Consider the following 14,734-nt stretch of genomic DNA (forward strand, 5'->3'; position numbering starts at 1 on the left):
CAGATTACTCGTAGTAACTGACGCGATCGACAACTTCCGCGAAGGCGACATTCTCGCGGACATCAGTGATCTCGATAGTGACACGCTCACTCTGTTTGGTGTCGGGAACAATAACGACGAAACCGCGCTCAACACGGGTGATGCCGTCGCCCTGGTCACCAATGTCTTCGATTTCGACAGTGCGTTGTTCTCCTTCCTCGACAGGGGGCGTCTGTGACGGTTGCTCGGGTTGTGGATCGGCGTCAGTAGTGGTGGGCTCGCTGGTGGTGGGTGACGGCAACACAGCGACACGGTACGTTTCGTCCGCCTCAAGATCGCCCAGTCGAAGCTCTTGTTCTGGTACCTCAATGACATACGACCCGTTGCGCTCTTCGACACTGCCTGAGAACAAACAATGTAGTTGCTCTGAAATCTCCATTTGTAGACCTTACACCGGATACGCGACGACGAGCACTTTATTCTGCTGTCTGTGGACTACTCCGGCGCTACAACGTCTTCGCATACCGGACATTCGGCCCACACCCCCTCGGTGCCGTCTTCTTTCTCGTACTCAACAAGAATCCACGCTTCCGAGATGTCCTCACCACATTCCGGGCACCGACCGAGGGACGATTCGTCAGCGTTCATGCGAAGGGGTGGAAGGAGCGTGTGACAGTGTTCCCTCCAAATCGATATCACCCGGCTTGAACCTAAGCCTTTGGCGGTTTGGCGGGCCGCACGCACCAGGTTTCCGGTGGATGAAGACCATCAGTACGATTAACCAACATACGATTTTGACCTCAACTTTGTTGGTTAAGATTGTGCCTGATCGCCACCTAACTTCCGAAGATTCGAACTCCAGGTGTGAACTACCCCAGCCTACTTGCTCATGGCTTGTACCGTTCGCTCCGTGAGGAGAGGGTATTTCACAGCATTTGGAACAGTCGGATGAACGGGGAATTGTCTTCCCGTAGACAAGATTCTGCCTCAACAATAATCTCCAGCATCTCGACCAGCTCCCGTCGATAGTGGCCCATTGCTGAGACCCCCTCCGAAAATCGTACGCTCGCGACCGATCTGGACCTTTTTAATCACTCCAAGACAACCCAGCGTGAATGTCTCGACGACAGAGAGCTCTAACCTCAACCCAAACAGTGGAGATTGCCCTACTCTCTGGGGTTGCTGGTGTTCTCATCGTTGTTCATTTCTTCCTCCCCGAACCACTCCGCTCGCAGTTCCTGTTCACGTACGGCGAGCCCACTATTGTCTCGGCCTGGACTGCGGCGATCCTCCACGATAGCGTTTCACATCTAGCGTCTAGCGTAACGTGGTACGCGATCGTGATGGGATCGGCGTACGCACTTACTACAACGTGGGAGCGTCGACGTCCGTTCTGGTTCGCTGTAGTCGGGTGTCTTGTGCTCGCACCGCCGATGACAAAGCTCGTGGATTACTGGCTGTTGAGGCTTCAGTGGAATCTCGTTGCGGACGCGACGACGGCACGTGGATTTTCCGGGGTCGTGAGTGCGTTCGGTGGATTGCTGTACGTCTCACTCGCACGTACAGTGACCGCGAGGTATGGCTATACCGCCGGCGTCGCGACGACGGGAACAATTGTCCTCGGAGCGCTCTCCGCGCTCGCAATAACGTCTGCTGTGCTGTCTCCGTCTGTAGCTGTCGTCCTTTGTACGATTGCAGCCTTCGCGATCGGAATCTGGATTGTCAGAAACAGGCCAAAAATCCCGACGTGGCGGGCATGGGCCTGGTCACAGCGTGATGGACTCCTGCCTATCGTAGTTGGCTGTGTAGTAGTGGTCGTACTCCTTTCGCAGCTGTTCCAAGTTCAACTAGATGAGACGGGGCGCTTCGTTAGTGTAATCGCTCACGGGACGGGATTTACGACCGGCATGGTCGTCACTGTGATCGTGTTCATGGCGGAGGAAGTTGACCAGCGATTGACTGAGAAACCGGGCAACCACCTCGGGACATCACCTGAGTGATCTACGAATCGTCTTCCGACGGCGGCCGTTTCGAGAGCTGATCAAATCGGTTCTGTGCTGCCTCTGATCGCTTTGTGGTTCGCTCGGGTTCATACTGCGCTGTATCCAGATCGCCGTCGACGACGGTGACTGTGAGAATCGCATCGGCGTGGTTCCCGTCCTCAGGGAGCCGATCAGCTTCCAAGATAGCATTCCCCACCTCCTCGCCGTCTCGTTCGAAAAACACGGTAGCGAACCCATCTTCGATTGAGTCCACCACGGCTGTGTATTCGCCGTTGTCCAGATCAACTAGATCAGTCATGAATATGTCTCCTCTAGGACACGCTCCCCGTTAGCATTACTGACGATCACGGTGTCCCCGTCGTTGTTCCAAATCGGCGACCCAGAATCCCAGTACAACTCAGTAGTTGTACTCGTTCCACTCCCTGTATGAAGTGTCACGGTTTGGCCGGGGGCAAGCTCGAACCCCTCGGGAACTGTATACCTCTGGCCTGCTTCGTCTTCGATTGTCCAGCCAGACAGATCCAGCGTCTCGTTACCGGTGTTCTCGAAGACAACGTATTCGTCATTGAGGTTGTCTCGGTCATCACCAGCCGCGTCCGCGTGGATTTCAGCGACTGTCAGGCCGGCTTCAGCTGTCGTCTCATCTGTCTCGCTGTCCGTGTCATCGGGAGTGTCGTTGCTACCAGTGTCGATACTGGTTGTCCCATCGCTCTCAATGCGGGCACGGTCACTAACAGCGTCAGGCACTCCAACGTCGATCGGATCGCCCTCACGGAGCGTACTCGGATCAGTCGGGGCGTCTCGCTGGGTTTGGACAGTAACGGTCTGTCCGTCGCTAGTCAAGACGATGTTGCCGTGCGTGGCGGTCCAGTACGCTGGGAGTGAACGCTCAGCAAGTCGCTGGAGGACCTCCTCGTGGGGATGTCCGTATTGGGAATCATACGCGCTGGAAATAACGACTGCTTGCGGATCGACCGCATCAAGAAACGCTCCACTTGACGAGCTCGCAGAGCCGTGGTGGCCGGCTTTCAGAATTGTCGACTCCAGCTCTGACCCGTATTCGTCGACGAGGTATGCTTCCTGATCGTCTTCGGCATCGCCTGAGAGCAGGACGCTCGTTTCGCCGTGGGTGAGTTTGAGGACAATGCTGTTCTCGTTGCGATCTTCGTTTTCGAGGTACGGGTCCGGTGGGCCGAGAACATTGACGTCGACATCACCAAAGTCGATCGTGTCGCCTTCGCGCGTTTCGTACAGTGTCACGTCGTGTGCTTCGATCGCGTCGAGATACTCGGCGTAAGTTTGGGTGCTTGACGCGATACCGGGGTCGTACACCGCGCCGATCCCGTCGGCTTCTGTTTCGTAGTACTCGATGATCGCGGCGTTTCCACCGATGTGATCCGCGTCACTGTGCGATGTTACGAGGTGGTCGATCCGTGAAATATCGTGACGTTGGAGATATGCGAGTACGTGTTCGCCGTCGTCGTTGTAGTGGCCCGTATCGACGAGCATCGTCTCACCGGTTGGACTCGTAATGAGCGTACTGACCGATTGGCCGACGTTGATATAGTGGATCTCAACACTCCCGTTTGTGGTGACGGTTGACGACCCGTTGGCCGCTTCCGGATCAGCTGGGGCTAGGTCACCAGATATCCCACCAGCACATCCGGCGAGGACAACCATCCCGGCGATGATGAGAAGAGTAGTGAGTTTCCGTGGCGATTCCATGGTCACAGTCGTCGCTAGTGAGGTGTAAAGCTACGCGCCTTCTACGAAGTGGCGTTGCCGGTAATTAGCTACTGGAAAGTCAGGTATGAGTTGTCATCGATAAAGAGGAGCCGGGGTCACGTTCGATGTGTTCGGACCATCTCTCTGAGTTCTGATTTGCTGAGATGGGTGATCCTGCGCCGATTACCATCATTGGTGTAGAAAATCGAAGCAGTGACCGACCGATCTGGATATTGGTCGGCAACGACGTGGTAGTAAATACTGAGCTGTTTCTCGTACTCGTCTTTGGCGTGGGTTGTGAGGTCAGTTTTGTAGTCGATGATATCGATCTGGTCAGGCGTGATATGGAGTAAGTCGATGATCCCACCGATCGTCACCTCCTTGTCATCAACAGTCAGTGAAAGGAACGCGTCGATCTCAGCTTTCTTCTCGCCGTCAAGTGAGTCTAAGAATTCCTTCACATTCTCCTTATCAGGGTTGTCCCCGGTGTCAACAGCCTCACCGAGCACATACCGCTCTGCGAACTCGTGGACCTCCGATCCGAATTCCATCCCTCGACCACCGGTGTCTCCTTCGAACACGGCATCGTCGATGAACGTATGCGGGGAGTAGCTTGCTGGCCCATCAGGATCCGGAATGTCAACGGTAAACGGTGAAGACTCGTTGTCTACTGCGCTGAAGGACGACAGATCTGGATCGACTGTTTCGATATTAACGGGGAGTTCGTCGAGGAACACATTTGTATTCTCACCGCCGGTTAGAATGACGTGGCTCTCAGCACGCGTAATAGCCACGTAGAGCAGTCGGCGTTCCTCATCGTAGTTCTGGGAGAGACACTTATTGAGAACGTCTGTCTGCCAGTTGTCGTAGACGTGTGGGACATCGTGAGCCTCCTCAGAGTACACCTTTCTCTGTCGGAGTCCGATTGGGTCTGTGTACGCGATATCGCTCCCGCTGCCACTGGTTGATGGGAACTTGTTCGTGTTCATATTCGCGAGGATGACAATCGGATATTCGAGCCCTTTCGTTGCGTGGATGGTCTGAACAGTCACCGCATTCGTCCCCGCACCAGCGTCTACCTCGTGGGTACTACCATCTTCGATCGCCGCTTCGATGAACTGAATCAGTTCTCCACGGGTGAATGTTGTCGTCCCATAGACGGACTGGACCGTGTCAAGGACGACATCCGCAGTTGGGCCACTCCGGTCGTATCGATCGAACACGCGACGGGCGACACCGCCGAATGTCTCCATCTCTCGGAGCTCTTCGCGGAAGGCAACCATCGCGTCAGGGTATGCGTCGCGGTCGATGATCGCTTTCACCTCGTCGATTGTGTACCCGGCCTCCTCTAAGACGAGCGCCCAGCCGCGATCGGCGTTACGTTCGAGGATCCGAAGCCACGCTAACAGTAGCTTTGCGGCGTCCGTTCGGAACACCTCAATGCCACCTTCATACGCCATCGGGAGGTCGTACGCGTTCGCCGTGTCGAGTAGGTCCTGGCCGAAATCGCGAGTCCGGGTCAAAACGGCGATATCGCCGTATTTCGGCGCGCGGTACTCGCCGTCATCACCCTCAACGGCGTAGTCATCATTGTCGACGATGTCGTCGATTTTCGCGAGAATCGCCTCGTGTTCATCCTCACTCGTGAGCGCCTCGATACGGCTCTCGTCATGGTCTGTGTCCGCCTTCAACCGTGTGACCGCCTCGGAGATTGCCTCAACATCGAGTAACTCACTGTTCGTCGCACGAGCCGTCAGCGCCTGTGTCGAGAACCGTAGGATAGATTGAGTCGACCGGTAGTTCCGTGTCAGTTGTTTGCTGGCAGCCGTCGTCGTCGGGAATGTGACGCGATCTGCGTCCCGATTCAGCTCTTCGGCGAACCGGTCGAGTCGCTCGTCGAACTCTCGGATGTTGTCGACGTCGGCGTATTGGAAGCTGTAGATGCTTTGCTTCCAGTCACCGACCACACAGATATTCTCTGTGCCGGCCAGAAGAAGCATGAGTTTGAACTGGATCTCACTGGAGTCCTGGAACTCGTCGACCATCACATACTCGTAGCCCAGTCGCTCTCGAAGATCGTGGTCTTCACACAGAAGGACGAACGCAAACAGCTGAAGGAACCCGAAGTTCAGGTAGTTCCGTCGAAGCGCAAACCCAAGGTAGGCGTGATACACATCGTGGACGAACTGCTTGAGTGCTGTTCGATCGTCCTCGAAAACGCGTCCAGCGACATCCGCTGGAATCTGTTTGCCGTTCCCGCGAAGCTCCCATCTCTCAGGTGCCTCTGGGAGGTAGGTCTTCTCTTTCCCATATTTGCTGAGCTTCGACCGGAGCTTCGACTGCTTGCTGCCACCGTTTCGAGGTTGATTTATATCGGCGAACAGCGTCTCAAACGCCGCAAAGTCACCGTCGAGGTGTGACTCACCGTCGCGGTACCAGCCGGTTTCGGTGGGAAAGACACCCTTCGCAGAAAGCTCTTTGATGAGATCGAGCAGTTCTTTCGTTTCTGAGATCGCTGTGAAGAACTCGTTATACTCAGGGTGCGAGTCGATGAACTGGCCGATGAACTCTCGGAACAGCGCCTGTTCGATGATATCGTCTTCGATGATCCGCGTCGAGCCGGTGATCGTCTCCTCCACGCCGAGATATGTCGGAGCATCATGGCCGTGCTCATCGAGGATATCGTGTGCCAACGAGTGGAACGTCTGGATCGGGGCGTTCGAGAGCTCCCGCATTCCGTACTCGCTGTTCCGCACGATCCGTTCTCGCATCTCCTCAGCTGCGTTGTTCGTGAACGTTACCAACAGGACATCAGACGGATCGATCCCGTCCTGATCCACGATGTTCGCATACCGCCGGGTGACAGTGAAGGTCTTCCCGGTGCCAGCACCAGCGTCGACGAGGTACAGGCCGTCGGTTGACTCAATGAGGTCGCGTTGCTCCGGGTTTGGCGTAACGTCGCTCATTGGTCACCCTCCAAGAGCAAATCACGATTATCCACCCGCCGGTAATTCGGCTCGCCGGCAAGTCCCTCAATGGGAAACGGCTCGTCACCTGTACGACGTCGGTTGAGCTCTGTCAGTCGCTCCTCAACAAACGACTCAAAGGCATCCAGGTCAGGTTTAAAGAACGCACCTTTCTGTTGGCGGGCGATTTCCCGCATGACCTGTTTGCTCCCCGTCTTTACGTACTTGTACTCTCCAATCTCTGCTTCGAGTCGTTCAATCATCGTCCGGCCGAACTCTGACTCGATGAGTTCGTCGCTGTCAGTTGTCTCAACGAGTGGTGCGGCATCAAAGAGAGCAGCGTACGTCTGATAGTCGATCTTCGAGAGAATCTTCTGGCACTTGTTCGCCCCCTCCTCACGAAGGTACTCGAAGAACTCCTCTGTTCGGACGTGATCTGTGAGAGATCCGGGATAGTATGTCACTGTCGTCAGCGCGTCGTCGATATCGACGTCACCGGCGATAGCGTCGTCGACGAGTTCAGTGACGTAGAAGAACGTAAACGAGAGCTGTTGAGCGGGCGTTTGTGAGCGCCAGTAGGTGAGATATAGCAATGCTTGGAAATCCGGTTCGTCGGATGGGTTGTCGATCGCGGCGTCTTGGACAATTGAATTGGCGTCGTTCTCACTCCCGCTTTTGTAATCCAGCAGCTCGGTTTGCGACTGGACAAGGTCGATCATTCCGTTGATACCAAGATCCTCATCAACAAACCGGCGTTCAGTTACCGGCGACTCGATATCGTACCCGAAGTAGTCGGCAATAGCGTTCTCAGTACTGCTGGAGGGCGTGAGGAACGCTCCGTCTTTCGGGGGGTTGTCGTCGAGGTAGGAGACGATTGTTTCGAGGCTTAGACGGTACTCAGTCCGGCGAGTCTGTTCATCAACGGAGCGGATCAGCGGACGGACTTCATCAATCATGAGATCAACGACTTCTGTTAGCGCCGCGTCGTCGACGACCGCAGGATGGGTGACATAGAACTCCGCAAAGTCATGGAGTAGGTTACCCTCAGTGAGATACTCTTTCTCTGGGCCGTCGACGATCCGGCTGAAGTAGTAGTCTCGGGGTGAGTTCACGTAGGTGTTGAGACTCGACTTACTGATCGTCTCGACTGGTTCAGGAGACACGTCAACTGACTCGGTGTTGAATACAGCCCCATCATGTGGTTCAGATCGGAGTTGATGGGTGGTAGACGGGAGTTCTGAGAACCGATCGTACTCTTGCTCGAGGAGTTCTTCGAAGTACAGACACGGGGTAACCGGCGATCCGCCGGTCGCATCCTGAACGAGATAGTGTTGCTGGCTGCCGCTTTGTAACAGCAACTGGAAGCTCTTGAGATTCCGCGTGAACTGAGCATCCTGATCAACCCACGGACGACGTGGTGCCGAGTGTGTCCATCGATCATCAAGGCCTAGATAGAAGACGACCTCACGGCCGACGTATGATGCCGACTTCGCGTCGGCGAGCAGGACGCCTTCATTGTCTCGGTCAACAGGTACCTCATACGTCTGAAGATAGAACGACAACCCGTCGAGACGCGCTTCCGTAACGAGCTCGTCGGCGATGCCAAGCTCTTCTAGCTCCGTTCGAAAGGCATCAAGCGTGTCGTCGGTACGGTGTTCGAACGCCGAAAGCGCGTCCAAAAACGTGTACTCTTGGATTTCGTGACAGAAGTTTTTCAGCCACGACAGATTTTTATCATCGAGTTCGTGGAGGCGCTTGTCTGTCTCACGGTCGGCCACATCACAGTCAAAAGCTGTCAGTAGCGACCGAATTTCGCTGATTCGAGTGTCAGTTCCTCGGTGGGCAGTCCGGAGGAGATGAAGGAACAAGCGGTGTTCGCTGCGATCAGTAAAGCTCGGTCCGCCGAAGAATGGGATGTCGGCTGCCTCGAGTGCGGACTCAATGAGCGGCGAGTACTCGCTTTCCTGATCGAGGACGATCCCGATGTTTTCGGCGTTTGTCTCGGTGACCGTATTCACCACTGTTTCGATGATCGCTGTCGGTGACTCATGGATGCGAAACGGCGGCAGCTCAAACTCTGTGTCGGCAAAGAGACTGACCGTATCGTACTCGGTAGGCAGATACGCTCGTTCGAGCTGCGTGAGCATCTCTGGCTCGACGACAACCACATCGAGATCTGAATCGATAGTGTCGGTTGTGAGCTTCATCGAGGCCGTCTCAAGATCACCGATTCGCTCAACAGCTCGTTCGGTCGCCTCGTCGATGTAGGCGTCGTACTCGAAGATAGCCTCGTGGGATCCTTGGTGTTCCCAACACTGGAGGATATTCCCGACTGCGTAGGCGCACCGTTTCCACGAAATATCTTCATTTGCGATCATGCCGAGGAACGCAAGTCGGTCCTCAGATTCTTGCCGGCGACCGACCGCAAGGCGACGTGGTGGAATAGCAAAGGGACCGAGGTGTGACCGATCAAGCTGGCGGTTGAGGGCACTCGCGAGCGGTCCGTCTGGAGTAATCACCCGGTCGTACGATTTGACTTCGTCGTAGAGTTGACGGGATGATTTTGCGCGGGGAAATGGCACATCACGTGGAGTCGGCGGTATCGGTTAAATCTTTGTTAGGATGTTATCCACTCTGAGTATCTACGATTTCCTCGGGTTCTCGCATCGCGATCGCTCCTCGAACTGGTAGTGACCGCTGACAATTTGACCTCTTTGAGATCCGTTGATTGGGCTAATGCGACCGGGTTCTGGCCCACTCGAGGCAGTATATAAATAGCGGAGGTTTGCGAATAATTCGAAAAGGGCTAGGTTCTCGCAATGCTTAAGCTCAAGAGATCACTCCCTCAAGACCTGTCTATGAGCGAAGTGGTCTACGCGATTCGGATTTCTCACCTCGAATACTCCGGGCTCAAAATCATGGACATCAAGATCGGCAAGTCTACCGACATCGACAACACTCTCCGCCAGTACAGCCGGGGCAACCGCGACATCGAACTGCTCGACATGTGGACGCCGAACCCCGACAAGACCCTTTCCACCGCCGAGCGCGGCGTCCACGCGGTCGCCGAGAAGTACGCCTACGACAAACAGAGCGAGAAGTTCGTCTTCCTTCAGGGCGCGTACCAGAAGTTCGCCGAGACGGTCAACATGCTCCTCCAGAACGTCAGTCGTGACGACCTCGCCGCGAAATCAACGTCGAGTGAGTCCGACGACGTCGACGATTACACCGGCACAACGCCCTCGGTGATCAAGATACTCGGCGAGACGCACGACGTCGGCACTTGGGGGGAAACGCTCACGACCGCAGTTACACAGATACTCCACGATGTCGACGACCACGAGCGGATCATGGAAATCCAAGGGCGGACACGGACATACTTCGCCAAAACAGGCGATCAATCTGATCTCGTTCGACCTCAAAAGATACCGGACACCGACCTTTACCTCGAAACTAATTTATCGGCAAAAGACTGTGTTCGGCGGATCAGACAGGTAATGGAGAAGTATGGATACGATACAGCCGAGCTAGAGATATTTACTGAAGAGACCTGACCCTGGCTCTGATAAGTATTCTTGAACCGGTTGGCCTCCGGCCAAATCAAATACTAAGTCTCAGAATCTTCGGGAGCGACCTGTAGTCGCACTGGCGTACTTTTCAGACCACATTGCTAGGTAACAGAGACCAAAGAAACAATTCAGCCCCACGGTTCCGATCTCAACCCAGTTGATGGGTGGAACCCAGATTGGAAGCATGACTCGGATGTACATATCGAGTAAAACCTCCAGACCCGCGATGTCTGCGGTAAACACCTTTGGCTCCGGCCATGAGTTATTCAGTGCGAACCAAATGAGCCACAATGTTGTTGTGAGTGCGCTGCCGCTACCGTATGCGTAGATTACCTGTCGGCTGAACAGTGACCCGATGAAGTGTTTACTGAATCGAGACATGGTTATCTAGCGAGGCCAGCGACAGCAGCACCACGAAGGTGTACATCACGGTGCCGAAACCGCCAGTTAATGCCATTGTAAAAAGTGTCTGTGTACCCGGATCCATGCTAGTAGTCGTAGCGAGGATTGCCCATAGCAGGGTAACTGGTCCGAGCAGAATACCTAGAGAGGGGCTAACCATACTGTCAGTCAGATATACGGAAAAATAAATCAATCGGCAAACATTTGAAATTCCATCTGCTTTCACAGACAGATATTGACGCCGTTTTACCTCGATTAGCACCTCAAACTCCCACCGGATCGAAGTTCACCACCAACCGCTCTTTCGCGTCCTTCGCTGACCCACGCTTCCCGCTGTTGATGAACCGCTTATATTCGCGGTCGAGCACGCACAAGTCTTCGAACGTCGCCAGCAAGTCCTCGTACGAGCAGATCCAGTCACCCTCCAACTCTACGAGCCCGTCGACGAGCGCCTCGTGGTCGATCTTGTTCACGAGTTAGTAGTACTCGTAGCCGATGTACGGCGGGTCGCAGTAGAACACTGTGTTCTCGCTGTCATACTTCTCGAAGACGTCGGCCCAGCGAAGTCCGCGACGATCACGTCTCCGAACTGCTCAGTGATCTCGTCGAAACAGTGATCTGCGTGAGTGTCACCACGTATGTTTTTAACCAGTGCCCGAGTTCCTAAGTCTAATGAGCGGATCTTCGGTTGACATTTCCACCATCGACGATGCGAGGGAGAACTTGAATGTTCTCCGCAGTGTCAATGGGAAGGTCGTTGAGGTTATAGAGAATGCGACGAGCACAGACTTGTTGGAGTATTTGATTGACGAGCAGCAGCTCGATGTGTATCACGAGGGCAACCAGGGGGTCGGGCCGATCCGACGGGCCGTACTAACCTCCTCATATGCGACGCCGGAGCTCAAGCGCACAGTCATTACTCGGGGAGATGACACACCAGACACTGTCCTCGTCCCCGATGAGGTTGAGCGCAACGCCCGAGTGGCACTCAAGACGGGTAAGCCGGTGGTACTCTATGGTCCAACCGGGACCGGGAAGACGACATTCGCTAAGCAGCTCGCGCTCCGGCACTGCGTTGGGTACTCACTTCACACCGCAACGCCATCATGGACAGCAAAAGACATTATCGGCGGGATCGGCCCGAATCTTTCCCGGTCAGGAATGGGTTCGATTAACTACCAGACTGAGCTTGGTGCTGTGACCCAAGGGGTTCAGCGAGCGAGAGAGTTCGACATTCCATACGGTGTGATCCTCGACGAAATCACCCGAGCGGATATCTCACAGATCTTCGGTCCGCTCTACACCGCAATCGAAAACCGGAACCAGACGCTCATCGAGACCGACAACGGCGAGACTATCGAACTCGACGAGCGGCTGAGCATCATCTGTACGATGAATATGTCCGATCGAACCGTCAACGAACTCGATAATGCCATCACCCGGCGGTTCGCGATGGTCGAACTCGACGAGTACACCGATGAGGACCGACGGACGTTGTTTGAAGGCTGGATCGACGACAACCTCGGCAGTATCCCTCTCGTCGACCACGACGACCTGTTCGAGCTCTTCGAGGCGGACTACGATGGTATCAATAACGGCTCTGATCGGGCCGCTCGTGGCCCGATAATGCGGTTTGGTCCGATGCACTACCGGGACGTGACACTCTTTCTCCGGGAGGCGCTACAGGACGAGGAGTTGTATATGGACGAGGTGGAGCAGGCGGTCGGGCAAGCGTTCCGGACGTTCATCGTGCCACGGCTCCTGAACTCGGCGGCGTTTCCCCAGCTCGAACAGATCGAAGAGCACTATCGCGCGCTAAACGACCGGTTCGAGGACTTTGACCTCGGGCCGGCAGCAGATCTCGCCGGGCGCGAACTCGAAGCGGAACGGCGGCGGATGGGATCGTACGAGAGCTAAGACGGATCTACAAATGAGCACAGGCCAGATCGACGACGCGTACACGTACGGTGCGCGGACGTTCAGCGTCCCGGAGCGGGGGTCTATCCGTATCGACGGTTGCCCGTCAACAATCGACGAGCAGCTCCGACGCGCGTCGTTCGAGGAAGAATCGTCCGGCGTTTTCGTAAAGACGCAAGAGTCACTGGACGACAGCGACAAAGAGTACCGCGTCGTCGAAGTACAGGTCGATCAGCCGACGATCCGAGTCGATGTCGGAGACAACGTCGGGATCGTTAGTCTCACCCCTCAATCGAAGCTCCAGATCGAACCCAAGATCGATTGGGACCACATCTTCGATATGCTGTTGGCCGTTCACGGACGCAAGCGATCGGTCGAGTATCACGGCGTCCCGCTGTCGCGGTTCCAGCGCGACGACGTGGACTTGGAGGACGTCTTTCTCATCCTCGCAATCAACTTCTTGAATGGGTTAGAAGCGATTCACCGGAACGGCTTCGTTCGCCAACTCGAGACGCGACGAGTCGACCTCGACGACCCACGCGGTATCATTGATGTTGAGCGGACTCTAGTCAATCAGGCCGAAGGGCGTTTGGAGACGCATTGCCTGCTGAAAGAGGTTGAGTACGACAACGCGGTGAACTCGCTGCTACACTACGCTGGGACGCACCTGCTCCGACTGTTTCGTCAACACGAGACCGATTACGACCACCAAGCGTACTATCACGTCTTCTCGCGGGTCCACGAAGAGGTACAGCATCTAGAGGATCTCGGAGTCGACAGTGACTGGCGTCGGCTCCCACAGTATCAGCGCTTCTCGCTGTACGACCTACCAAGTCAACGTCACTACTACGAGGACGCTATCGACATCGCGAAAGCGGTCGTCGCCTCCTCCCTCGGCACGCCGTCGATGGGAGGTGACCGCGAGCTGATGGTCGACTACGTGTTGAATATGGAGTCGCTGTTCGAGCAGTATACGCAGATCGCGGTGGAGCAGGAGCTCTCGGCTATCCAATCGTATGACTACCGCGATAGAGTCGAGAACGTTTCGGCTGTTCGGTCGCCGACGCTCCAGCCGTTCGACAGCGAGCCACAGGTCTACCATCAACCGGACCATGCCATCGAAGAAGGTGACGAGACACTGGCCGTCCTCGACTCGAAATACTACGCTGAGGGGAAAGACCCGGTCAAAACCGGTGGGTCGCGCTCACGACTGTTCAGCTACGCGTACCTACTCGAGACGCCACACATGGGATTTCTGACGCCGCTGGGTGAGCCACGGTCGCGGACGGTCGCACAAACCGAGGCGAAGCTTCAGGTCGTCGCGCCCGAAACCGACGAGTTCACTCTTGAGGGATACCATAGTGCCATCCAGACATACCTTCACGACGCACTAGCAGAGCGCTATCCGGAGTTGGAGGTGTACCGCGCGGTCAACGAAGGTGCGCTCTGTCTCGACCACCCCGAGGCGTCGGCGCTTGATCGGCTGACTGACACCGACGGTCCGTTCAGCTTCGTCGAACTCAAGGAGTTCTCGCTTCGGGTAATCAACGCCGCCGTCGACTCTCTGTCGGTCGTTCACCAGACGACGTCGGACCTGGAGCAGGAGGGCGGCTGGACGCGCAAACAGATTCACTCGCGGTGCCGAGAGCACTCGCCCGAAACGACGACGTGCGTCCCCGTCTTCCGTCGCGAACGCGGTGAAGAGCGAATCGACCTCTACTTCGTCGAACAGGGGGCAGACGGCGAACCGAAAACGATCACCGTCGAAGACGGATTCAAACTGCTCTGAGGGTTAGAACGGCGCCGTTAGCCAATCGACGTTCCGTCGCTTGATCTGCGGACCGAAAACGCGACTGAGTCGATACAGATCGTCTTCGGTCTGGAGTTCGAAATCGCGACTGAGACGCTGGAAGGACCCGTCGACCGCAAACTGAATCGTCGGGAGGGGGCTTCGGCCCTCGAGCCTGTCAGCTGCCTCGTCCATCAGACGGCGGAGTTCGCGGACGTCGTCTGCCTCGTATGCATCGGCGAGACCGACGACGCACACCTCCTCAGGAACTTCACCGTCCTCGAGCATCGACGCGAACGTCTCGACGGGTACTCGGTGGTCGAACAGGTCGTACGCGTCGGCGACGACGAGGTTGTACACGCCGGCCAGGCGTCCAGGTTCCAC

12 protein-coding genes are annotated in these 14,734 nt (G+C 55.8%); 4 read left to right on the forward strand and 8 right to left on the reverse strand.

Translation table 11 applies throughout. The annotated features are described in order from the left end of the window. Nucleotides 1-4: 4 nt before the first annotated feature. Together AC4NMM_RS07680 and AC4NMM_RS07685 are read right to left on the reverse strand one after the other, a co-directional pair. A complete protein-coding gene (locus tag AC4NMM_RS07680; RefSeq protein WP_491923992.1) occupies nt 5-418 on the reverse strand; it encodes a TRAM domain-containing protein in 414 nt (137 codons plus the stop codon). A 56-nt stretch (nt 419-474) separates the two neighbouring features. Then, the gene (locus AC4NMM_RS07685; protein ID WP_233139234.1) at nt 475-627 is read right to left on the reverse strand and encodes a DUF7837 family putative zinc-binding protein; all 153 of its coding nucleotides are present in this window, start codon (nt 625-627) and stop codon (nt 475-477) included. A gap of 467 nt (nt 628-1,094) precedes the next feature. Here AC4NMM_RS07685 and AC4NMM_RS07690 point away from each other — a divergent pair, with 467 nt between their 5' ends. After that, nucleotides 1,095-1,979: a hypothetical protein gene (locus AC4NMM_RS07690; RefSeq protein ID WP_491923993.1), complete on the forward strand. Its 885-nt coding sequence runs from the start codon at nt 1,095-1,097 to the stop codon at nt 1,977-1,979. A gap of 1 nt (nt 1,980) precedes the next feature. On the opposite strand, the gene AC4NMM_RS07695 is transcribed toward AC4NMM_RS07690, so the two are convergent. From AC4NMM_RS07695 to AC4NMM_RS07710, 4 genes are all read right to left on the reverse strand, one after another. Further along, nucleotides 1,981-2,280 (reverse strand): DUF3006 family protein, encoded by a 300-nt coding sequence (locus AC4NMM_RS07695; protein WP_122106960.1) that lies wholly within the window; start codon nt 2,278-2,280, stop codon nt 1,981-1,983. Continuing rightward, entirely contained in the window at nt 2,277-3,707 is a 1,431-nt protein-coding gene (locus AC4NMM_RS07700; RefSeq protein ID WP_491923994.1) for a lamin tail domain-containing protein, read from the reverse strand. Before AC4NMM_RS07700 ends, AC4NMM_RS07695 begins: the two co-directional genes overlap by 4 nt. 116 nt (nt 3,708-3,823) lie before the next feature. After that, nucleotides 3,824-6,673 carry a UvrD-helicase domain-containing protein gene (locus AC4NMM_RS07705; RefSeq protein ID WP_491923995.1) on the reverse strand — a complete coding sequence of 950 codons (2,850 nt, stop codon included), beginning with the start codon at nt 6,671-6,673 and terminating at the stop codon, nt 3,824-3,826. Beyond that, nucleotides 6,670-9,255: a PD-(D/E)XK nuclease family protein gene (locus AC4NMM_RS07710; RefSeq protein WP_491923996.1), complete on the reverse strand. Its 2,586-nt coding sequence runs from the start codon at nt 9,253-9,255 to the stop codon at nt 6,670-6,672. Before AC4NMM_RS07710 ends, AC4NMM_RS07705 begins: the two co-directional genes overlap by 4 nt. A gap of 276 nt (nt 9,256-9,531) precedes the next feature. On the opposite strand from AC4NMM_RS07710, the gene AC4NMM_RS07715 reads away from it, so the two are divergent. Next, nucleotides 9,532-10,227 (forward strand): hypothetical protein, encoded by a 696-nt coding sequence (locus AC4NMM_RS07715; protein WP_491923997.1) that lies wholly within the window; start codon nt 9,532-9,534, stop codon nt 10,225-10,227. A gap of 680 nt (nt 10,228-10,907) precedes the next feature. Here AC4NMM_RS07715 and AC4NMM_RS07720 read toward each other — a convergent pair. After that, a complete protein-coding gene (locus AC4NMM_RS07720) occupies nt 10,908-11,117 on the reverse strand; it encodes a hypothetical protein (RefSeq protein WP_017342164.1) in 210 nt (69 codons plus the stop codon). Between the two features lie 199 nt (nt 11,118-11,316). Here AC4NMM_RS07720 and AC4NMM_RS07725 point away from each other — a divergent pair, with 199 nt between their 5' ends. Together AC4NMM_RS07725 and AC4NMM_RS07730 are read left to right on the forward strand one after the other, a co-directional pair. Continuing rightward, nucleotides 11,317-12,561 (forward strand): AAA family ATPase, encoded by a 1,245-nt coding sequence (locus tag AC4NMM_RS07725; RefSeq protein ID WP_017342165.1) that lies wholly within the window; start codon nt 11,317-11,319, stop codon nt 12,559-12,561. Nucleotides 12,562-12,574: 13 nt separating this feature from the next. Then, a complete protein-coding gene (locus AC4NMM_RS07730; protein WP_017342166.1) occupies nt 12,575-14,350 on the forward strand; it encodes a 5-methylcytosine restriction system specificity protein McrC in 1,776 nt (591 codons plus the stop codon). Nucleotides 14,351-14,353: 3 nt separating this feature from the next. Here the strand turns inward: AC4NMM_RS07730 and AC4NMM_RS07735 are convergent, their stop codons facing one another. Further along, nucleotides 14,354-14,710 (reverse strand): DUF8076 family protein, encoded by a 357-nt coding sequence (locus AC4NMM_RS07735; RefSeq protein WP_017342167.1) that lies wholly within the window; start codon nt 14,708-14,710, stop codon nt 14,354-14,356. Between the last annotated feature and the right edge of the window lie 24 nt (nt 14,711-14,734).

The organism is Halorubrum sp. SD41, from assembly GCF_058630335.1.